Origin of the sequence: Streptomyces sp. Edi4, from assembly GCF_040253615.1 — a bacterium.
GTDB lineage: Bacteria > Actinomycetota > Actinomycetes > Streptomycetales > Streptomycetaceae > Streptomyces.
In genome coordinates, this window is sequence record NZ_JBEJGY010000004.1 from 2,289,032 (window position 1) to 2,309,131 (window position 20,100).

Here is a 20,100-nt window from a genome sequence, read left to right on the forward strand (position 1 = left end):
AATCTCCCCCAAGGCCTTAAGGGCCAGGGGGGACCCCCATGACAGGCTGACTATGCCGCTGCGGGCCAGCGCGGACCCTGCCAGGGGCTGAGGTTCCCATGAGGGCCAGCACCAGCCCTGCCAGGGGCGCGGGGAACTGCGCGAGGAGCGACCACCACCCGCAGCCGAAACCCCCTGGGGCTCCGCCCCAGCAGGCTGGGTACGCCCACGCAGGCCCGCACCAAACGCTCACCGGCACGTCGCGTCGCGAAAACCAAACAGGAAAACCGCGATCAATTCACTGGCGGACGTACAGCCAGACCAACAGCAGGCCGAACAGCGCGAACACGCCGGTGACCGTAATGCCGAGGAGCTGGCCGAACAACGGGGACCAAGCTCCGCCAGGACCCATGACCGTCGCGGAACGTGCCGGGTTTTCCGGGCGGTAGCGGACCGTCAGAGAGTCGCCCTCAGCCAGCAGCATCACGTCTTCCTCGAATTCCACATACTGGCCTTCAAGGGTGGTGAAGCCATGCACATGGTGCCACTGGGTTCCACTGTCCGCACTGTCCGTGGAATAGCGGCGCACACAACGACCCTCCACGGCTATGCCTCCGAACACCGAACGCAGCCGGTTCCACAACTGCCACGACAGATAGGCGCATCCCGGACCGGCAACGGCCGTGAGCAGAATCCCCGTGACAAGCATCCCGACAGACTACCGACCTGCGACAGAACGATGAATTCCTCGGCCAAGGGGCCCCATGACGCGCCAAGTACGCGCATGCCGGCCGTGCGCCGACCCGCGGCCGGGCGGGAACCCCGGCGCCACCTCACCCGTGGCGCAGCCCCAGTACCTCCGTCGCCGCGAACGTCTCGTCCTTGGGACGGCCCGCGTAGTACGGAGAGATCAGCTCGTCCAGCTCCTCGTACGAGAAGACCTCCTTCGCCGTGTCGAAACGCGCGGCCACCCGCGGCCGCTCCATGACCGCGACCATCCCACCGTGCACCACCAGGAGCTGCCCGTTGATCCGGGTGGCCGCGGGTGAGGCCAAGTAGCCGACCAGGGGCGAGACGTGTTCCGGCGCCAGTGGGTCGAGCTCGCCCTCTCCCGGTTCCGCGAACCCCGCGAACACGTCCTCGGTCATCCGGGTCCTGGCCCGCGGACAGATCGCGTTGGCCGTCACCCCGTACTTGCCGAGCGCGAGCGCCGTTGAGGTGGTGAGGCCGACGATGCCGCCCTTGGCCGCCGCGTAGTTGGGCTGGCCGGCCGAGCCCGCCAGGAAGGCCTCCGAGGAGGTGTTCACGACGCGGCCGTAGACGGGGCCGCCCGCCGCCTTGGAGCGCTCGCGCCAGTGCGCAGCGGCGAAGTGGGTGGTGTTGTAGTGCCCCTTGAGGTGCACCTGGATCACCGAGTCCCACTCGGCCTCGCTCATCGAGAAGATCATCCGGTCCCGCAGGATGCCCGCGTTGTTGACCAGGATGTCCAGCTTTCCGTAGGTCTGGATCGCCAACTCGACCAAGGCGCGCGCCTGTTGGTGATCGGCCACGTCACCGGTGTGGGCCGTCGCCCGGCCGCCCGCCGCGCGGATCTCGGCGGCGACCTCCTCGGCGGGGCCCGCCGAGGCCTGCCCAGAACCGTCGCGGCCCGGCTGTCCGAAGTCGTTGACGACGATGGCCGCGCCGAGCCGGGCGAGTTCGACCGCCTCGGCCCGGCCGAGCCCGCGCCCGGCGCCGGTGACGATCGCGGAAAGCCCTTCAAGTGGCAGTGCTGGTGCTGTCATGCCGGTTGGGTCCTCTCACAGAGGGGAGCACAGGGGGGGCGGGAAATGGGGGCGGGCGCCGGAGAGCGACCGGCGTCTCACCGTTGCCGGACGGTCACCGGTGCCGGACGGCGACCGGTGCCGGACGGCGACCGGTGCCGGACAGCGACGGGTTCAGATCTCCACGCACGTCCGCAGCGCCTCGCCGCTGCGCATCTGGTCGAGCGCGTCGTTGATCTCGGCCAGCCGCACCCGGTGGGTGATCAGGCCCTCCAGGTCGATGCGGCCCGCCCGCCACAGCGCGATGGCCCGTTCGTAGGAGCGCAGCACGTCGCCGCCGCCGTACATCGACGGCAGGATGCGCTTCTCGTCGAAGAACAGCTCGAACATGTTGACCTGGAAGAAGTCGTCAAGGGCGCCGGCGCCGACCACGCACAGGGTCCCGCCGCGCCGGGTGTTCTCGTACGCGGTGCGCGCGGTCGCCGAGCGGCCGACCACTTCGAAGACGTAGTCGAAACCCTCACCCGAGGTGATCCGCTGCTTGGCGTCGGCGAACTCCTCGGGCGAGACCGCCTCGGTGGCGCCGAACCGGAGCGCCGCCTCCCGCCGCGAGGCGACCGGGTCGACGGCCACGATCTGGGCTGCGCCCTGCACCCTGGCGCCCTGGACGGCGCTGATGCCGACCCCGCCGCACCCGATGACGGCGACCGACGAACCCGCCTCCACCCGCGCGGTGTTGATGGCGGCCCCGAGTCCGGTGGTGACCCCGCAGCCGATGAGCGCGGCGATCTCGTACGGCACGTCGTCGGGGATCGGCACCGCGCAGCCGGCCGCGACCACGACCTCCTCGGCGAAGGTTCCGGTGCCGGCGAAGCCGAACACGTCGCCGCCGGGGCGGCGGAAGTTGGGGGTCCCGGCGTTCATGAACCCGGCCAGGCACAGCTGGGTCTGGCCGCGCTTGCAGGACGGGCACGCCCCGCACGCCGGCAGCCAGCACATCAGGACCCGGTCGCCCGGCGCGATGCCGCTCACGCCGTCGCCGACGTCGACGACCTCGCCCGCCCCCTCGTGGCCGGGCACGAACGGCGCGGGCTGGGGCAGCACCCCGCTCATCGCCGAGAGGTCGGAGTGGCACAGGCCGGTGGCGCGGACGCGGAGCTTGACCTTGCCCGGCCCGAACCCGGTGGCCTCCATGTCGTCGACCACGTCCAGCTTGTCCTGGCCAATCTCGTGCAGTACGGCTGCGCGCATGGTGCGGCTCCCCTCGGGTTCCCTCACGTACCGGAACAAGTGCTGGACCACCTGCGGGACGGGCGGGCGCGGTTGCAGGCGGGCGCGGTTGCAGGCGGGCTCAGTCGAGTTCTACGACCGTGTCGGCCAGTACCGGCGCGTCGTCCCGCTCGACGGCCGTCACCGTCACCTGGACGCGGCCGGGCGCCGACCACATCCGGACGCGCAGGGTCTCGCCCGGGAAGACGATCCCGGTGAAGCGGGTGGCGTAGGACCGCACCCGGGTCACGTCGCCGTCGAGCAGGGTGTCCACGACGGCCTTGAGCGTCATCCCGTACGTGCACAGGCCGTGCAGGATGGGCCGCTCGAAGCCGGCGAGCTTGGCGAAGTCGGGGTCGGCGTGCAGCGGGTTCCAGTCGCCGGACAGGCGGTAGAGCAGGGCCTGTTCCTCGCGCACCGGCCGCTCCACCACGTGGTCGGGGTCCCGGTCGGGCAGCTCGGCGCGGGTGGATGGCCCTCGCTCGCCGCCGAAGCCGCCCTCGCCGCGTACGTAGATCTGCGCGTCGCTTGTCCACAGGGGCCCGTCCGCGTCGGCGGCCTCGGTGCGCAGGACCAGGATGGCGGCCTTGCCCTTGTCGTGGACGGCGGCGACCTTGGAGGTCGAGGTGGCCTCGCCGCGCACCGGCACGGGCCGGTGCACGGCGATGGACTGGCCGCCGTGGAGCACCGCCGCGAGGTCCACGTCGATGCCGGGCGCGGAGAGGCCCCCGACCACGCCCATGCCGGCGCCCGCCACGGTCGCGAAGGAGGGCAGCACGTGCAGCTTGGACTCCAGGGTGTAGCGCAGCTCGTCGGGGTCGGTGGCGGGCCGGCCCGCGCCGAGCCCCAGGTGGTAGAGCTGTACGTCCTTGTGGTCCCAGGTGATGGTGGTGGACCGGGGCTCGGCGGCGAGCGCCTTCGCGGCATCAATGGGCATCGGGATGCTGCTCCTTGAGCGTGGTGCGGGCACGGGGAGAAGACCTCGGCGCGGCCGTCCGCACCGTCGGCCCCACCGAGGTCGTCCTGGACCGGACCGAGGACGCGCTCCGGGCCGGTCCGCCCGGTGCGGGACCCGTTCTAGAACGCGTTCTAGGCCGACGGCCCCCAGGTATAGCGCACGCCCCGGCCGTTGGGAAGGCTTCTGACGCCGCGTCAGCTCCCTTGCCCGTACGCCCTCCTCGCCCTCCTCGCCCTCCTCGCCGGGGGCACCCAGGACATTTGTCCCGCCCAGCTGCGTACAAGCGCATCTGGGGCGGCCCCCCACTGGCTCCGTAGCGTTCGGGACATGACGCAGACGACGACACAGAGCGCCACCGCGGTCCGTTTCACCGGGGTGGTGAAGTCCTACGGGGCGGTGCGGGCCGTGGACGGGGCCGAGCTGGCCATCGGGCGCGGCGAGACCGTGGCGCTGCTCGGCCGCAACGGCGCCGGCAAGTCCACCACCATCGGCCTCCTGCTCGGCCTGAACGAGCCCGACGCCGGCGAGGTGCGGGTCTTCGGCCGGAGCCCGGAGCGGGCGGTGCGGGACGGGCTCGTCGGGGCGATGCTCCAGGAGGGCAGCCCGATCCCCCGGGTGACCGTGCGCGAGCTGGTGTTCTTCATCGCCAGCATGTACCCGAAGCCGATGCCGGTCACCGAGGCGCTGGCCCTTGCCGGGCTCACCGAGTTCGCCGACCGCCGGGTCGACAAGCTCTCCGGCGGCCAGACCCAGCGGGTGCGGTTCGCGATGGCGCTCGCGGGCAACCCGGAACTGCTGCTCCTGGACGAGCCGACCGCCGCCCTGGACGTGGAGGCGCGCCGCGCGTTCTGGGAGTCCATGCGCGTCTACGCCGCCCGCGGCAACACCGTCATGTTCTCCACCCACTATCTCGAGGAGGCCGACGACAACGCGGACCGCGTCGTCGTCATCGACCGGGGCCGCGTCGTCGCCGACGGGCCCGGCGAGCAGATCAAGCGGGCGGCCGGTGGCAGCCTGGTCTCCTTCGACCTCGCCGGGGCCTCGAGCGCCGGCCTCGCGCTGCTGCCCGGCGTGGTCGGTGTCGAGACCGACGGCGACCGGGCCCGGCTGCGCACCTCCGACTCCGACGCCACCGTCATGGCGCTGGCATCCATGGGTGCCGTACGCCGCCTCGAAGTGGCCCCCGCGAGCCTGGAGGACGCCTTCCTCTCCCTCACCGCGCACGAAAGCGAGACCGTCCGATGATCGAGTACATCAAGCTGGAGATGCGGCGCACCCTGCGGGACGCGTCATTCGTGATCTTCGGCATCGGGATGCCCGTCCTGATGTATCTGCTCTTCACCAACATCGGCGGGTCCGGCAACGGCGACGACTGGAAGGTCCAGTCGATGATCGGCATGGCGGCCTACGGCGCGCTGGGCGCCGCCCTCGGCGTCGGGACCGGGGTCGCGTCCGACAAGTCGATCGGGTGGCTGCGCCAGCTGCGGATCGCCCCGCTCGCCCCGGCGAAGGTGGTGACCGGGCGGGCCATCAGCGGCTCGGTGACCGTCCTGCCCGGCATCCTCGCCGTGTTCCTGGCCGGCGCGCTGGTCGACGGGGTGCGCCTGGACGCCTGGCAGTGGGCCGCGCTCACGCTGCTGCTCTGGCTCGGGGCGCTGCCCTTCACGATGCTGGGCCTCGGCAACGGCTACCGGCTCTCCGCGCAGGCCACCGGCGTCGTGAACGTGGCCTGCCTGATGGGCCTCGCGATCCTCGGCGGCCTGTGGTTCCCCGTCACCGCCTTCCCCGGCTGGCTGCGTAGGATCGCCGAGTACACTCCGACCCACCGCTTCGCCGACCTCGGCTGGTCCACCTCGCGGGGCCACGCCCCCGGGGTTGCCACCATCGCCCTGATGGCGGCCTGGCTGGTGGTCTTCGGTTCGTACGCCGTGGTCTCCTACCGCCGGTCCGCTCGGACCGTGTGAGCGCCGGGACCGGGTGCCGTCAGGTTCCGTCAGGCCGTCAAAACGGGGAGAACGCGATGCCATCACTGCTGCCGAAGCTGCCCGCGCGGGGAGCCAAGCCCGACGAGTTCCCCGGCCCGCCGGCCAACGCCCACACCTTCCTGCCGTGGCTCCTGATGGGCACCGGCGCCGCGATCGACGTGGTCAGGGGCGATGTGGCCCACCCGGTCCTCGGCGGCCTCGGCATCGTCGCCTTCGTCGTCCTGTACGCGCTGGTCGCCTACCGGGCCTTCGACAAGCCGCGCCGCGAGGAGCGGGCCACCCTGGTCCTGCTCGGCGGGCTCGGCGCCGTCACCTACGCCCTCGGTCTCGGCTACGGCGGTAGCTGGCTGCTCTTCTTCCCGCTGTTCTCCTTGACCTGCGGGGCGGTGCTGCGCGACCGGCGCCTGGGCGTCGTGATCCTCACGCTCGCGGGTTCGGTCGGTGTCATCTCCGGCATCAAGACCGGCGACCCGTGGGACAACATGACCATCGCGTACGGGACGTTCCTGTCCGGCATGGTGATCGCGGCCCTCCTCTCGCTGTCCGAGACCGTGCGCGAACTGCGCGCGACCCGGCAGGAGTTGGCGCGTACCGCCGTGGAGAAGGAGCGCCTGCGTTTCTCCCGCGACCTGCACGACCTGCTGGGCCACACCCTCTCGGTCATCGTGGTGAAGTCGGAGGCCGCCCGCCGGATCGCGCCGCGCGACCTGGACGCGGCGCTCGGCCAGGTCGCCGACATCGAGTCGGTCGGCCGCCAGGCGCTCACCGAGATCCGCGAGGCCGTCACCGGCTACCGCGAGGGCAGCCTCGCCACCGAACTCGACCGGGCCCGCTCGGCGCTCGGCGCCGCCGAAGTGGAGCCGCTGGTACGCCAGTCGGGCCCGCCGCTGCCCGCGCAGGCCGAGGCGCTGCTGGGCTGGGTGGTCCGCGAGGCCGTCACCAACGTCGTACGCCACAGCGCCGCGACGCGCTGCGAGATCGTGATCGAGGGCACGCCGGAGCGGGTGCTCCTGACGATCACCGACAACGGCAGGGGCGTCCCGGCCGCGCCCGCCCCGTCGCCCCGGACCGGCGGCAACGGGCTGAAGGGCCTGACCGAACGGCTGGCCTCGGCGGGCGGCTCCCTGCGGTCGGGCCCCGCGCCCCGCGCCGGTTTCCAGGTCAGCGCCGAACTCCCGGTGGACCCGCAGGACACGGCGCTGGACGCCGAACTGAGTACGGCGCGGGAGTGAGGCGGGGCGGCGAAGAGCCCCGTCGCTCCGAACGGGGTGGAGTGGCGGGGCTCCGGTCGGTGCGGGTCAGCCGCGGGACTTGGCACCACGGAGGCGGACGCAAACGACAGCTCCGGCGCTCCCGGCCCCGCCCTCGAGCCCGTGCCGGCGGAAGGCCGCGATGTGTGCGGGGCCCTCACCCGGCAGCGCGAGGCGGCCCGAACCACCGGAGGCCCCCTCACGGTGCGGAGCCGCAACGACGAGATCGCGAACCACCCGCACCGAAGGGCCGACCGGGCGTGAGGGCGAGGAACCCCGTCGCGAGGCGGTCCCAGCGGGCACGGTCGGAGAAGACGTGATGACCGCGCACAGACTCCTCGGCCTGCTGCATGACCCGCAGTGGACGGGCGAGTTGAGGGCGCTGGGCGGCGCGGGCGACCCCGACGACGAGAAGGACGTATGGCTGCGCGCCGTGAACTGCCCGCGCTGCCTCGCCTCTCGCCGCCGCGCCCCCGTCGCCAGATGGATGGTGATCGTGGATCCACACGTATCTGGATCCACGTGCATGGGGGCCACGTGATCAGCATTGATCGGCAAGCTCAGGCCGCGCGACAGGGCTCGTCGGCACCGGACACTTCCTCGCACGCGGGTCATCAAGGCTTCACCTGGACAAAGTCGTTGAGGTGAAATGTCGCGACTGACGTGCTGCGCTCCGAGCCGCGCGGCGCCCCAGCCGTCCCAGAGCGCGGTAGAACCGGTCCGGCAGGAAGACGGCGTCAGCGATGATCATCGCGCCGGAGAAGAGGGGCAGTCCCATGAGCACCGCGATGCCCAGGTGTATGCCCGACAACATGGCCAGGAACGGGTACTTGAGCCGCCCGAACAGCACGAACGGGAAGGCGACCTGCAACAGAACCGTCAGGTAGCAGGCGATGGCGATCACAACCTCGTGCTCGTCCGCCATGAGGGACAGCGCGGGCCAGGGCCGGAACAGGTCGAGATGCAGGACGTAGTGGAGCGCGGTCCCGCTGCCCCAGGATCCGCCCTGCACCTTGTACAGGCCCGCGGATCCGTAGAGGAAACACACCTGGGCCGCGATGACGAACAGTGCGCAGTTGTGCAGCACGGCGGTCAGGGTCCGCCGGGAAGCGCGCAGGTGAGGGGGGAACACGCCCGCTGCCCGGCCCGCAGCAGCGCCCGCACCCGCACGGAGTCCGGTTCTGCGCGCGTCCATCGACCAGCGACGGCCGCAGGCGGTCGGGACGAGGTAGAGGGACATGAGGAGCATGAGGTTGTCTCCTCCGTCGGTCATGAAGATCGCCCTGGCGTGGAACGACGCGACGACGACCGCGAACAGCACGGACACCGCCCTGGTCCGCCAGCCGAGGGCGAACAGGGCCGATGCGACGACGGCCAGTGCGTAACAGGCCTCGAAGTAGGCGCGGTTGTCCGAGAGGGTGAGGATGCTGAACCAGCCGGTCTGGTCGAAGAGTTGCCTCGCGAGTTCCGGTGTCCACGGTGATCCTGGGCCCCAGATCTCGTCACGGTGCGGAAACTCGCGCAGCAGGAAGAGGAGGTAGAGCGAGCCGTAACCGATGCGCAGGACCGCCGTGGCGTACAGCGAGACCGGCCGCTCGGTGAGCACATCGAGGCTCGCTCGGACACGGCCGATGACGCGGTGCGGTGCGTCGGGCCCCGGGCTCTCGGCGGTACGGGGGTGTGCTGCTGGCAGCTGCTCAATTTCCACGGGAGGCCTCCACCTTCCACCACGGCAGGTACCGTGTATCGGCCGTCCTCGGCTTGGCGGAAGCCGCCCCCGCGCCGCTCGCCGGGGTGGGCGCGGCGATGGGTACGGTGACCACCCGCAGCTGGATGGTCTCGAAGCTTCCGCCGCGCAGGGCCGCGAGGCGCTCCGAGGCGATGTTGGTCAGGTACCGCTGGGTCATCAACCCCCGTGGCGAGCGCGGCTGGTCGTCGACGACGTGGCTTTCGAGGTAGGAACTCCAGGCCCGCCGCAGCATGTTCTGCGTCGTATGGCTCGGGAAGGGATTGTGTTCCACCGCGGAGTCGTCGACGGCGGTCAGATCGAACCAGTCGCTGACATGCACGGTCCTGTCCGGGGCGGTGTGCAGGGACCGCACCGAGATCTTCCGGTTGACGGACTCCGGGTCCGGCGCGAACAGTCGCCAGTTCTGCTCGAACAGCGGGAAGACCCATGCGGTGATCTGTCGGCTGTAGCGCTGGGAGAGCGAGTTCGGCGGCGCCACATGGAGAAAGACCAGAAACACATGGACCAGGGCCGTCACGAGGCAGAGGAAGACGGCGGCAGTCGTTGCCGCTCGCAGATATGCCGGCGGTGGCCGCTCCGTGGACTTCGGTGTGGACGGCGGTGAGAGTTGTTGCGGGTAATCGTCCATGGATTCGTCGTCAGCAGTCGACACAGCGCCATTCCGCACGGCCCCACCCGATCTTTCCATCCCTGCTTCTTTCGCTGCTGCTATGAGCTTTCGGCGGTGGCGCGCGACGGATTCGAGAGCTGTCCACCGCGCGCCACTCGTCCGGTCAAGGGCGCGTGGACCACTCAGTGGCCGGCGCCGCCATAGCCGGTCTCCTTGCCTGAATCGTCCCCGTATCCGCCGTATCCGCCGTATCCGTGGTCCTCGGGATTCCCACCGTGATCGTGTCCGGTCCCGCCGGTCGCGCCGCCGTTGACACCGCCTGTGGTGGCACCCGTGGTCCCGCTCGTCGTGGCACCCGCGACGAGGCCGCCGAGGGCTCCGCCCGTGGTACCGCCGGTGGTCAGGACGCCGCCGAGGAGACCGCCCAGGACGCCACCCGTTCCGCCTCCAGTGGGTACGCCGCCGATGACTCCGACCGTGGTCGAGCCCGTGGCTCCTCCGGACGTGGCGCCCGCGACCACGCCGCCGGTGATCAGGCCGGCCGTGGACCCGGCCGTGGACCCGCTCGTGGAGCCACCCGTGGATCCGCCCGTGGATCCGGTTGCGCAGGAGCCCTGGGAGATCCTGTTGCTGTCCAGTGTCACGGCGCCGTCACCGCGCAGGCCCGCGTCGGCCAGCAGCCGGCCGTTGACGGCGGCGCCCGTGGTGGCGGTGATCGAGGTGTCTGCCAGGATCGTGCCCACGAATGTGGAGTCGGCGCCGAGCGTGGCCGAGCTGCCGACCTGCCAGTACACGTTGCACGGCGAGGCCCCATTGATGAAGCTCACCGTACTGGCTGACGCCGTCGTCAGCGTCGAGCCGATCTGGAACACCCAGACGGCGCTGGAGTTGCCCTGGGCGTCCAGGGTGAGCGTGCCGGTGATCCCGGCGGAGCTGTTCGCCCGATAGAGACCTGGCGTCAGCGTCTGGCCACCGAACTCGTGGGGAGCGTCGTTGTAGGTCGCATCCCGCAGCGTCTGGCCGGCGGCCTGGTTGTACGCCGCGTTCAGGTCCGTCTTGGCCTGGCCCGCGACGGCGTCGGCGGAGTGCAGAACCCCGGGCGGGGTCACCGTGCCCGGCCCCCCGTCGGATGTCTGGAATCCGGTGATGGCCGTCCCGGGGCTCACCCCGACACTGAGGCCGTCGACCACTGTGGGACCGGTGTTGGTGACCGTGGCGCCGGCCAGTACTCCGAAACTGGCGGCCGTACCCAGCGGCACGGGGCTGGCGACAGCATCGGCGCGCGTCGGCGTCACCGCGAGGACGGCGGCGGCGATCACGACGGCCATAACCGCCGCGGTCCAGACCGACAATGTGCGCCGTGGGGGCGCTTCAGGAAGGTTCAGCGTCATCGAGGGGCCAACTCCTTTAAGAGGATGATCCTGGAAATTCCCGGCCGTACGCAATCCGATTCTGCGCGTGGCATATTACACATTACACAGGAGTATTCTCTGGATTTCGGCCCCTCAAGGCGTTTTCGCCCATTCACTGGAATGAAAGAATTCGACGATTTATATACTCAGATGATTGAACCTCGATCTTTATGACGGGCTGTCGGTTTCTTTCCGGCGGTCCGTCACGGTAGCTGTGGAGGCGTGATGTGGTGCAGTGAAGTGCGACCCGGAGCACCCGCACGCACGTCCCGTAAGACTCGGCATCGGCCCCGTGTCGGCACGTTCCCCGTGTGCTGGCCGGGGCTTCCCGCTGCCCCGCACCGGAGCGCTGGCCGTAGCCTGTCGCCATGGACGAGATGCCCCAGGACCACCGCCCCGCCAGATCAGTACGCGTTCTTCTCGCCGAGGACCAGGGCATGATGCGCGGCGCGCTCGCGCTGCTGCTCGGGCTTGAGGAGGACATGGAGGTGGTCGCGCAGGTCTCGGCCGGCGACGCAATCGTCCCGCAGGCCCTGGTGTCGCGGCCGGACGTTGCGCTGCTCGACATCGAACTGCCGGGCAAGAGCGGTCTTGACGCGGCCGCCGAGCTGCGCGAGGAAGTGCCGGACTGCCGGGTTCTGATTCTCACCACGTTCGGCCGGCCCGGCTATCTGCGCCGGGCCATGGAGGCGGGCGCCGCGGGGTTCCTCGTGAAGGACGGGCCGGTGGAGGAGCTGGCCGAGGCGATCCGCCGGGTGCTGCGCGGCGAGACCGTCATCGACCCGGCGCTCGCGGCCGCCGCCCTCAGCGCGGGCCCGAGCCCGCTGACCGCGCGCGAACGCGACGTCCTGAACGCGGCGGTGGACGGGGCGACCGTCAGCGACATCGCGGGCAAGCTGCACCTGTCGGAGTCGACGGTCCGCAACTACCTGTCCTCCGCCATCGGCAAGACCGGCACCCGCAACCGCATGGAGGCGGTACGGTCCGCCCGTCAGCAGGGCTGGCTCTGAGGCCCCGGCCTCAACCCGGCCTCAGGCCCCGGCCTCAGCCCCGCCGGGCCGGGCCCGTCGCCCTCGGCAGCCACGCCAGGCCGAGCGCCACGCTCGCCAGCAGGACGAAACCGCCGACCCGGAAGGCCAGGGCGTACCCGGCGGTCAGGTTCTCCGCGCTCTGGACCGCGCCGGTCCGGGACGCCGCGACCGTGGACAGCACCGCGAGGCCCAGCGCGCCGCCCATCGTCCGGGACGTGTTGATCAGGCCCGACACCAGGCCCGCCTCACCCGGCGCCGCCCCTGAAGTGGCCAGTGAAGCAAGGGGAGTTGTGGCCAGGCCCGCGCCGGTCATCATCAGCACGCCCGGCACCAGGATGGAGAGCCAGTAGGGATCGTCGGCGCGCATCGTGGACTGCCAGCCGAACCCGGCCGCCGTCACCAGCATGCCGAGCACGGCCAGGTTCCGCGCACCCGTCCACGGCATGACGCGCGGGGCGAGCTTCGAGCCGAGGACGACGCTGAGCGAGCTGGGGATGAAGGCGAGGCCCGCGTCCAGGGGGGTGTAGCCGAGCACGTTCTGGGCGTACAGGGTCATCAGGAACCAGGTGCAGAACATCGCCGAACCGCACACGAACATCACGGCGTTGGCGCCCGAGACGGCCCGTAGCCGGAAGAGCCGCAGCGGCATCAGGGGCGCGGCGGTCCTGCTCTCCACGACGAGGAACGCGAGCAGCAGGCCGAGGCCGCCGAGCAGCGGGACCAGCGTCGCGGGCGCGCCCCAGCCCGACTCCTCGGTCTGCACGATGCCGTACGAGAGCGTCGCGAGCCCCGCCGTCACGAGGACCGCGCCTGGCAGGTCGAGCCGGTGGCGCTCGCGGGCCCGCGACTCGGTGACCCAGAGCACGGCGCCGAGCAGAACCAGCGCGCCGACGGGCACGTTGATGAGCAGCACCCAGCGCCAGGACAGGGCGTCGGTGAGCACGCCGCCCACCAGTCCGCCCGCCGCGCCGCCGCCCGCGCCGACCGCCGCCCAGGTGCCGATCGCCCGGGTGCGGGCGGCGCCCTCCGGGACGGCGGCGGTCAGGATGGTCAGGGTGGCCGGCGCGAGGACCGCCGCCCCGAGCCCCTGCGCGGCCCGCGCCGCGAGCAGCTGCCAGCCCTCCTGGGCGAGGCCGCCGCCGAGGCTGGCCAGCGTGAACAGGCCGAGACCCACGAGGAACATCCGCTTGCGTCCGTACAGATCGCCCGCGCGTCCGCCGAGCAGCATGAACCCGGCGAAGGCGATGGCGTACGCGTTGACCACCCATTGCAGCCCGCCCGCGCTCATGCCGAGGCCGGTGCGCATGGAGGGCAGGGCGACGTTGACGACGGACACGTCGAGCACGACGAGGAACTGCCCCGCACACGCGGCCGCGACGACCGGCCAGGTGCGGGGGGTCTTGGCGGGGGCGGCTATGTGGGTGTCACTGGAGGCGTGGGCCATGCGAGTCATGGTCGCACGGGGTTTCGCGTGCCGAAGGCTGGTCCGGCCCCGCGCAGTTCCCCGCGCCCCTGACAGGATCCGTGCGGGCCCGCATGGGCAACCTCAGCCAGTCCCCGCGCCCCTGACGGGATCCGTGCGGGCCCGCATGGGCAACCTCAGCCAGTCCCCGCGCCCCTGACGGGATCCGTGCGGGCCCGCATGGGCAACCTCAGCCAGTCCCCGCGCCCCTGACGGGATCCGTGCGGGCCCGCATGGGCAACCTCAGCCCGTCAGGGGGTCCCCCCTGGCCCTCAAGGCCTTGGGGAGATTGAGGACGAGCGCCCTTCAGGCACGAACGGAGGTCTGGGGCGGATCCCCAGGAACCCCGGCTGCCGGCCGTGCGTGGCTGATCGCGCAGTTCCCCGCGCCCCTGACGGAGTCCGTGCTGGCCCGCATGCGCAACCTCAGCCCGTCCCCGCGCCCCTGACGGGGTCCATGCGGGCCCGCATGGGCATACCCAGCCAGCCCCCGCGCCCCTGACGGGATCCGTGCTGGCCCGCATGCGCAACCTCAGCCAGCCCCCGCGCCCCTGGCGGGGTCCATGCGGGCCCGCATGGACATACCCAGCCAGCCCCCGCGCCCCCGGCAGGGCCCGCGCCGGCCCGCATGGGCGGCCTCAGCCAGTCCCCGCGCCCCCGGCAGGCTCGCGGCGCAGGACCGTGACCACCGCCGCACCGCCGAGCCCGATGTTGTGCGCGAGACCCACCCGCGCGCCCTCGACCTGCCGCGCCCCCGCGACCCCCCGCAGCTGCCACACCAGCTCCGCCACCTGCGCGAGTCCCGTCGCCCCCAAGGGGTGCCCCTTGGAGATCAGGCCGCCGGACGGGTTGACCACCCACCGGCCGCCGTACGTCGTCACCCCGGACTCCACCAGCTTCCCCGATTCCCCCGGCGCGCACATCCCCAACGCCTCGTACGTCAAGAGCTCGTTGATCGAGAAGCAGTCGTGCAGTTCGATGACGTCGACGTCGTCGATGCCGAGCCCCGCCCGCTCCAGCGCCTGCCGCCCCGCCTCCCGCGACATCGGCGCCCCCACCGCGTCGACGCAGCTGCCCGACGCGAACGACTCCTCGGTGTCGGTCGTCATGGCCTGGCCGGCCAGCTCGACCGCCCTGTCGCCGAGCCCGCGCCGGTCCACGAACCGCTCCGACACCACGACCGCCGCCGCCGCGCCGTCGGACGTCGGGGAGCACTGGAGCTTGGTCAGCGGCCGGTGGATGGTCTTCGCGGCCAGGACCTCCTCGACCGTGTACGCGTCCTGGAACTGCGCGTTGGGGTTGTGCACGGAGTGGCGGTGGTTCTTGGCGCCCACCGCGGCGAGCTGCGCCGGGGTCGTCCCGTACCGCTCCATGTGCTCGCGCGCCGCGTTGCCGAAGATCTGCGCGGTGGGCGGTGTCATCTCGAAGCCGTGGCGGGCCGCCATGACCCCGTAGTGCCGGGCCACCGGCGAGGTCGCGAAGTCGCCGCCGTCGGAGCCCCCGCCGAGCGCGCCCCGCTTCATCTTCTCGAAGCCGATCGCGAGGACGCAGTCGCTGACGCCGCCCTCGACGAACTGCCGCGCCAGCATCAGCGCGCTCGCCCCGGTCGCGCAGTTGTTGTTGACGTTGTAGACGGGCACGCCGGTCAACCCCAGTTCGTACACGGCCCGTTGACCGGCCGTCGAGGCCTGGAAGCAGTAGCCGACGGGGACCTGTTCCACCGCGCCGTAGTCGATCCCCGCGTCCGCGAGCGCCGCGCCCCCCGCCTCCTTCACCATGTCCCAGTACTGCCAGTCGCGGGACTGCGGCTTCTCGAACCTGGTCATGCCGACACCCACGACGTAACTCTTCATCGCCCTCTTCATCGAACTCTTCAGCGCACTGTTCACGGCAGCGGGACCCTTCAGTCTCGGGGCGGGCCGAGGACGCCCTCGGCGACGGCATGGAGCTGGACCCGGAACGGCGCAAGAGTAGAACACGTTTCAATCTGACGGAAGGTCAGATGGTCGGGAGCCCGGCGCGCCGGCGCGGTCCGCCCCGCCCGCCCGGGCCACCCGCCCGCCGGGCAGCCCCCACGCGGCGTACGGCACCATGGAGCGCCCAGACACCCCACACCCCAAGGAGCCCGGCCGTGGCCACTCCCAAGCCGCAGATCCTGGCCGCCTTCGAGGCGGCCAAGGGCTTCATGCCCGTACGGGAAGGACTGGCGCTGTACGCGGCCGCGACCGCCGCCGGGGCGCTCGGCCTTCCCCTCCTGGAGGTCGGCACCTACTGCGGGCGCTCCACGATCCTGCTCGCCGAGGCGGCCCGCGAGTGCGGCACGCTCGCCGTCACCGTCGACCACCACCGCGGCAGTGAGGAGCAGCAGCCGGGCTGGGACTACCACGACCCGACCGTGGTGGACCCCGAGGTGGGCCGGATGGACACGCTGCCCACCTTCCGGCGGACCCTGCACGCGGCGGGCCTCGAGGACCACGTCATCGCGGTGGTCGGGCACTCCCCGCAGGTGGCCCGGGTGTGGGGCGGGCGGCTCGGCCTCGTCTTCATCGACGGCGGCCACACCGACGAGCACGCGAGCGCCGACTACGAGGGCTGGGCGCCCAAGCTCGCCGAGGGCGGCCTGCTGGTCATCCACGACGTCTTCCCCGACCCGGTGGACGAGTTCACCGGCCAGGCTCCCTACCGCGTCTATCTGCGGGCCCTGGAGTCCGGCGCGTTCACCGAGGTCTCGGCGACCGACTCGCTGCGGGTTCTGCGCCGGACGTCCGCCGCGCTGTGATACGGGGCCCGCGACGGCGCGGGCGGGGCGTGACACTTCGGGGTGTCGCGTGCCCGGGCCGGGCGTGACACTTCGGGGTGTCGCGTGCCCGGGCCGGGCGGGGTGGCGCGGCTAGCATCGCCTGCGTGTCGTACGACAGCGAGTCATCGAATCCGGACAGCCGGTCGCGCCGCGTGCGCCGCCGGGCCCTCGTCGCCCTCGCGGCGCTCGCGCCGACCGTCCTTGCGGGGTGGCTCGCGTGGCAGGCAGTGGGCGGCCCCGGCGGCCAGGACGACAAGCAGCCCAACGCGCTGCCCCAGCCAAGCCGCACCGAACAGTCCGCGCGCCCCGGAACCGGCACCGCGACCCTGACGGTCACGGGCACCCCGCGCCCGGGCTCCGCCGGCCCCTCCTCCCCGCCGCGGGACGGATCCGGCGCCGGGCCGCTCGCCGGGAAGACGGTCGTCATCGATCCTGGTCACAATCCGAATAATTTCCGGCATACAAAAGAGATCAATGAGCCGGTGGACATCGGAACGAACAAGAAGGAATGCGACACCACCGGCACCGAGACCAACGACGGTTATACGGAAGCCGAGTTCACCCTCGATGTGGCGCACCGGATCAGGACGATCCTCGAAAAGCAGGGCGCGAAGGTCGTGTTCACCTACGACAACGACCGGACATTCGGGCCGTGTGTGGACGAGCGGGCCAGGATCGGCAATCAGGCCAAGGCGGATGCCGCCGTGTCGGTGCATGCGGACGGCGCCGCCGAGGGCCAGCGCGGTTTCCACGTCATCCTGCCCGCGAAGGTGAAGGGCGGGGCCGCCGACACCGCGCCCATCGTGGGTCCCTCGCGTGAACTCGGTGTGCGGATCGCGGGGAAGTTCGCCCAGGACACGGGCATGAACGCCTCCAACTACGTGGGCGACGGCACCGCTCTCGACGTGCGCAGCGACCTCGGCGGGCTCAACTTGTCGACCGTTCCGAAGGTGTTCATCGAGTGCGGCAACATGCGTGATTCCCGGGATTCGGCGCTTCTCAAGAGCGCGGACTGGCACCAGAAGGCCGCGCAGGGGATCGCCGACGGCATTATGGCGTTCCTGGCCGGGTAGGCTCCCGACCCGCCGTACGGCCCACGGATCCAGACGATAGATTCTTCCGCACAGGGGGAACCACCTACAGCTTCACGCCGTGTGCACGTACACCGGCGGCAGCGATGACCGCCCCGACGAGACGACACAAAAGAGGACTTTTACGTGAACATCCGCTCCCTCACACGAGGCGACGGCGTGGTGATCGGTGCGGCGGTGTTGCTGTTCATCGCCTCGTTCCTGAATCTCACGTCCGCCCCGAGCTGCTCCGGGCCGTACTGCCCGAGCATCGCCGCCCCGAACGCCTGGGACTCGCTCTCGCTGCTGATGAGCATGTTCCTCGGCGGCATCATCGGCGCCGTGCTCGTCGTCGTGGGCCGTTCACTGCCGCAGCCCAAGAAGGTCGCGGGTCTCGACCTCACCCAGTTCGGCGTCGCCTTCACCGTCTTCGCCGCGTGGACCGCGTTCTGGACGATCATCGACGCGCACGGCTCGGGCGCCGGCATGATCCTCGGCCTCATCGCCGCGCTGGTGCTGGCCGGGGCGGCCGTAGCCACCCCGCTGGTCGGCGCCCTGAAGGCGCCGCTGATGGGCACCCCGAGCCCGGCTGCCCCGCAGGGGTACGGATACCCGGGCGCGGCCCAGCCCGCGGGCGGCTACGGCTACCCCGGCGCCGCCCAGCAGCCCTACGGCGCCCACCTTGGTGACCCGAGCCTCGGCGGCCAGCCGGGTGCCCAGGCGTACGGCGCGCAGGCTCCGGCCGCCGAGCCGGCCAAGGACACCCAGGCACAGCCCGCCGCCGCCGGCGCCCCGGCCGGCGACTTCGCCCCGTTCTGGTTCGCGGTCCCCGTCGCCCGCCCGCTGTACGCGGAGGACGGTTCGCCGACCCCGATCGCCGAGCTCGCCCCCGGCACCTGGTACCTGGCGGTCGACCAGCGCGGTCCCGGCCTGGTCGCCCAGACGCAGGACGGCCGCCGCGGCGTCCTTCAGGACACCACCGGCATCCAGCGCGGCTGATCCGCCCGCACCGCTCCACGACGGCCCTCCGCCCCTTCCGGGCGGGGGGCCGTTGCCCTACAGTCCCCTGACGGCCCGTCAGGTTCGGGCGCCCGGACACGGGAGGGGACGCGCATGCGCCTGGGACTCGCACTCGGCTACTGGGGGCGCGGCCCCAACCCCGCCCACCTCGAACTGGCCCGCGCGGCCGAGGAGTTGGGCTACCACTCGGTGTGGACGGCGGAGGCCTGGGGCTCGGACGCCTTCACCCCGCTGACCTGGATCGCCGCGCACACCTCCCGCATCCGCCTCGGCACCGCCGTCGCGCAGATGGCGGCCCGCACCCCCACCGCGACCGCCATGCACGCCCTGACCCTCGACCACCTCTCGGGCGGCCGGATGATGCTGGGCCTCGGGCTCTCGGGGCCGCAGGTCGTCGAGGGCTGGTACGGGCGCCCCTTCCCCGCGAGCCCGCTCACCGCGACCCGCGAGTACGTCGACATCGTCCGCCAGGTGCTGCGCCGCGAGGGACCGGTGGAGCTGGCGGGCCGCTTCCACACCCACCCCTACGCGGGCGCGGACGGCACGGGCCTCGGCAGGCCTCTGCGGGCCATCACCCACCCCCTGCGCCCGGACCTGCCCGTGCTCCTGGGCGCCGAGGGCCCCAAGAACATCGCCCAGACCACCCGCATCGCGGACGGCTGGCTCCCGCTGTACTGGTCGCCGACCCGCACCGAGGCGTACGCCGACGCCCTCGCGGGGCTGCGCGAGGGCTTCATGGTGGCTCCGCTGGTGCGGGCCCAGGTGTGCGACGACATCGCCGAGGGGCTGCTTCCGGTCAAGGCGATGCTGGGCTTCTACATCGGCGGCATGGGCCACGCCACCCGCAACTTCCACGCCGATCTGATGGCGCGCATGGGGTACGAGGAGGCGGCGCGCCGCGTGCGGGAGCTGTTCCTCGGTGGCCGCCGCGAGGAAGCGGTCGCGGCCGTGCCGGACGCGTTCGCGGACGAGATCTCCCTGGTGGGCCCGCGCCAACGCATAGCGGAGCGGCTCGAGTTGTGGCGCGGGGGCCCGGTGACGGACCTCCTGGTCACCTCACCGGACCCCTTGACGCTCCGCACGCTCGCGGAGCTGAACGCCTAGCCGCGCCTCTCAGACGCGGCTCAGCCGCCGCTGAGCTGGCCGGCCGACGGCACCTGGTCCTTGACCGGGGCGCCCGCCTTCTGGCCCGCGCCCTTGACGCCGTCGATCACGTTCTGGAACATGCCGACGTCCTGGTCGTTCGCGTCGCCCTTGCGCAGCTTGCCGCCCAGGTTCTTGAGCGAGTCGATGCCGGAGCTCAGGGGCGCGACGGCCTTGGAGAGCAGCGGGTCGCCCTTGGCGTTCTCGGACGCGGCCTTCAGCCGGTTGTACGTGAACGCTCCGGCCAGGCCCGCCTTGACGAGGGCGAACGTACGGCCCTTGGCGCCCTTCTTGAACTTGCCGGCCTTGTACGGCTTCACGATCCACTGGTAGGCGGCGCCCGCCGCGAGTCCGGCGTTGGCGACGAAGCGCGTCTTGGCGAGCTTCTGCCGCTCGGCCGACGCGCTCGGCGACGGGGCGCTCTCGGCCGCGGCGAGCGCGGCGCTCTGGGTGGAGCTGGTCGCTCCGCCGCAGGCGGTCGTCGGCACCAGAACGGCGCAGGACAGGACGACCGCCACGATTATGCGGCGGATGGGGAAGGTAGTGGGCACGATGACCTCCGGGGATGTTCGGCCTCCCCGGCAGCCTCACCCGCACCG

The 20,100-nt window shown here is 71.8% G+C and carries 19 protein-coding genes; 9 read left to right on the plus strand and 10 right to left on the minus strand.

Features of this window, described 5'->3' with window-relative positions:
• Positions 1–277: 277 nt before the first annotated feature.
• The 4 genes from ABR738_RS12370 to chsH3 all read right to left on the minus strand — a co-directional run bounded on the left by ABR738_RS12370 (position 278) and on the right by chsH3 (position 3,948).
• Positions 278–688: a DUF3592 domain-containing protein gene (locus ABR738_RS12370; RefSeq protein WP_350230021.1), complete on the minus strand. Its 411-nt coding sequence runs from the start codon at positions 686–688 to the stop codon at positions 278–280.
• Between the two features lie 124 nt (positions 689–812).
• On the minus strand, positions 813–1,763 hold the full coding sequence (locus ABR738_RS12375; RefSeq protein WP_350230022.1) for a 3-oxoacyl-ACP reductase: 951 nt from the start codon (positions 1,761–1,763) through the stop codon (positions 813–815).
• A gap of 153 nt (positions 1,764–1,916) precedes the next feature.
• Complete coding sequence (locus tag ABR738_RS12380; RefSeq protein ID WP_350230023.1) at positions 1,917–2,993, minus strand: Zn-dependent alcohol dehydrogenase; 1,077 nt, start codon at positions 2,991–2,993, stop codon at positions 1,917–1,919.
• A gap of 100 nt (positions 2,994–3,093) precedes the next feature.
• Positions 3,094–3,948: an enoyl-CoA hydratase ChsH3 gene (gene chsH3 / locus ABR738_RS12385; protein ID WP_350230024.1), complete on the minus strand. Its 855-nt coding sequence runs from the start codon at positions 3,946–3,948 to the stop codon at positions 3,094–3,096.
• 348 nt (positions 3,949–4,296) lie between these two features.
• Between chsH3 and ABR738_RS12390 the strand changes: the two genes are divergently transcribed.
• The 4 genes from ABR738_RS12390 (at position 4,297) to ABR738_RS12405 (ending at position 7,745) form a co-directional block, all read left to right on the plus strand.
• Positions 4,297–5,214, plus strand: coding sequence for an ABC transporter ATP-binding protein (locus ABR738_RS12390; protein WP_350230025.1), 918 nt, complete (start codon positions 4,297–4,299; stop codon positions 5,212–5,214).
• Entirely contained in the window at positions 5,211–5,933 is a 723-nt protein-coding gene (locus ABR738_RS12395) for an ABC transporter permease (protein WP_350230026.1), read from the plus strand. Before ABR738_RS12390 ends, ABR738_RS12395 begins: the two co-directional genes overlap by 4 nt.
• Before the next feature lie 56 nt (positions 5,934–5,989).
• Positions 5,990–7,186, plus strand: coding sequence for a histidine kinase (locus ABR738_RS12400; protein ID WP_350230027.1), 1,197 nt, complete (start codon positions 5,990–5,992; stop codon positions 7,184–7,186).
• A 337-nt stretch (positions 7,187–7,523) separates the two neighbouring features.
• On the plus strand, positions 7,524–7,745 hold the full coding sequence (locus ABR738_RS12405) for a hypothetical protein (protein ID WP_350230028.1): 222 nt from the start codon (positions 7,524–7,526) through the stop codon (positions 7,743–7,745).
• An 81-nt stretch (positions 7,746–7,826) separates the two neighbouring features.
• Here ABR738_RS12405 and ABR738_RS12410 read toward each other — a convergent pair whose 3' ends face one another.
• From ABR738_RS12410 to ABR738_RS12420, 3 genes are all read right to left on the minus strand, one after another.
• Positions 7,827–8,837 (minus strand): HTTM domain-containing protein, encoded by a 1,011-nt coding sequence (locus ABR738_RS12410; RefSeq protein ID WP_350234541.1) that lies wholly within the window; start codon positions 8,835–8,837, stop codon positions 7,827–7,829.
• A 64-nt stretch (positions 8,838–8,901) separates the two neighbouring features.
• A complete protein-coding gene (locus ABR738_RS12415) occupies positions 8,902–9,582 on the minus strand; it encodes a DUF5819 family protein (RefSeq protein WP_350230029.1) in 681 nt (226 codons plus the stop codon).
• 164 nt (positions 9,583–9,746) lie between these two features.
• Complete coding sequence (locus tag ABR738_RS12420) at positions 9,747–10,955, minus strand: ice-binding family protein (protein WP_350230030.1); 1,209 nt, start codon at positions 10,953–10,955, stop codon at positions 9,747–9,749.
• Positions 10,956–11,344: 389 nt separating this feature from the next.
• Between ABR738_RS12420 and ABR738_RS12425 the strand changes: the two genes are divergently transcribed.
• Positions 11,345–11,986 carry a response regulator gene (locus ABR738_RS12425; protein WP_350230031.1) on the plus strand — a complete coding sequence of 214 codons (642 nt, stop codon included), beginning with the start codon at positions 11,345–11,347 and terminating at the stop codon, positions 11,984–11,986.
• A gap of 34 nt (positions 11,987–12,020) precedes the next feature.
• Here the strand turns inward: ABR738_RS12425 and ABR738_RS12430 are convergent, their stop codons facing one another.
• Positions 12,021–13,460 (minus strand): MFS transporter, encoded by a 1,440-nt coding sequence (locus ABR738_RS12430; RefSeq protein ID WP_502964075.1) that lies wholly within the window; start codon positions 13,458–13,460, stop codon positions 12,021–12,023.
• A 646-nt stretch (positions 13,461–14,106) separates the two neighbouring features.
• Positions 14,107–15,321: a thiolase C-terminal domain-containing protein gene (locus ABR738_RS12435; protein WP_350230033.1), complete on the minus strand. Its 1,215-nt coding sequence runs from the start codon at positions 15,319–15,321 to the stop codon at positions 14,107–14,109.
• A gap of 332 nt (positions 15,322–15,653) precedes the next feature.
• Here ABR738_RS12435 and ABR738_RS12440 point away from each other — a divergent pair, with 332 nt between their 5' ends.
• The 4 genes from ABR738_RS12440 to ABR738_RS12455 all read left to right on the plus strand — a co-directional run bounded on the left by ABR738_RS12440 (position 15,654) and on the right by ABR738_RS12455 (position 19,462).
• A complete protein-coding gene (locus tag ABR738_RS12440) occupies positions 15,654–16,247 on the plus strand; it encodes a class I SAM-dependent methyltransferase (protein ID WP_350234542.1) in 594 nt (197 codons plus the stop codon).
• A 125-nt stretch (positions 16,248–16,372) separates the two neighbouring features.
• The gene (locus ABR738_RS12445; protein ID WP_350230034.1) at positions 16,373–17,341 is read left to right on the plus strand and encodes an N-acetylmuramoyl-L-alanine amidase; all 969 of its coding nucleotides are present in this window, start codon (positions 16,373–16,375) and stop codon (positions 17,339–17,341) included.
• A 144-nt stretch (positions 17,342–17,485) separates the two neighbouring features.
• Positions 17,486–18,337 (plus strand): hypothetical protein, encoded by an 852-nt coding sequence (locus ABR738_RS12450; protein ID WP_350230035.1) that lies wholly within the window; start codon positions 17,486–17,488, stop codon positions 18,335–18,337.
• 114 nt (positions 18,338–18,451) lie between these two features.
• The gene (locus ABR738_RS12455) at positions 18,452–19,462 is read left to right on the plus strand and encodes an LLM class F420-dependent oxidoreductase (protein WP_350230036.1); all 1,011 of its coding nucleotides are present in this window, start codon (positions 18,452–18,454) and stop codon (positions 19,460–19,462) included.
• A 20-nt stretch (positions 19,463–19,482) separates the two neighbouring features.
• Here the strand turns inward: ABR738_RS12455 and ABR738_RS12460 are convergent, their stop codons facing one another.
• Positions 19,483–20,052 (minus strand): hypothetical protein, encoded by a 570-nt coding sequence (locus ABR738_RS12460; RefSeq protein WP_350230037.1) that lies wholly within the window; start codon positions 20,050–20,052, stop codon positions 19,483–19,485.
• Between the last annotated feature and the right edge of the window lie 48 nt (positions 20,053–20,100).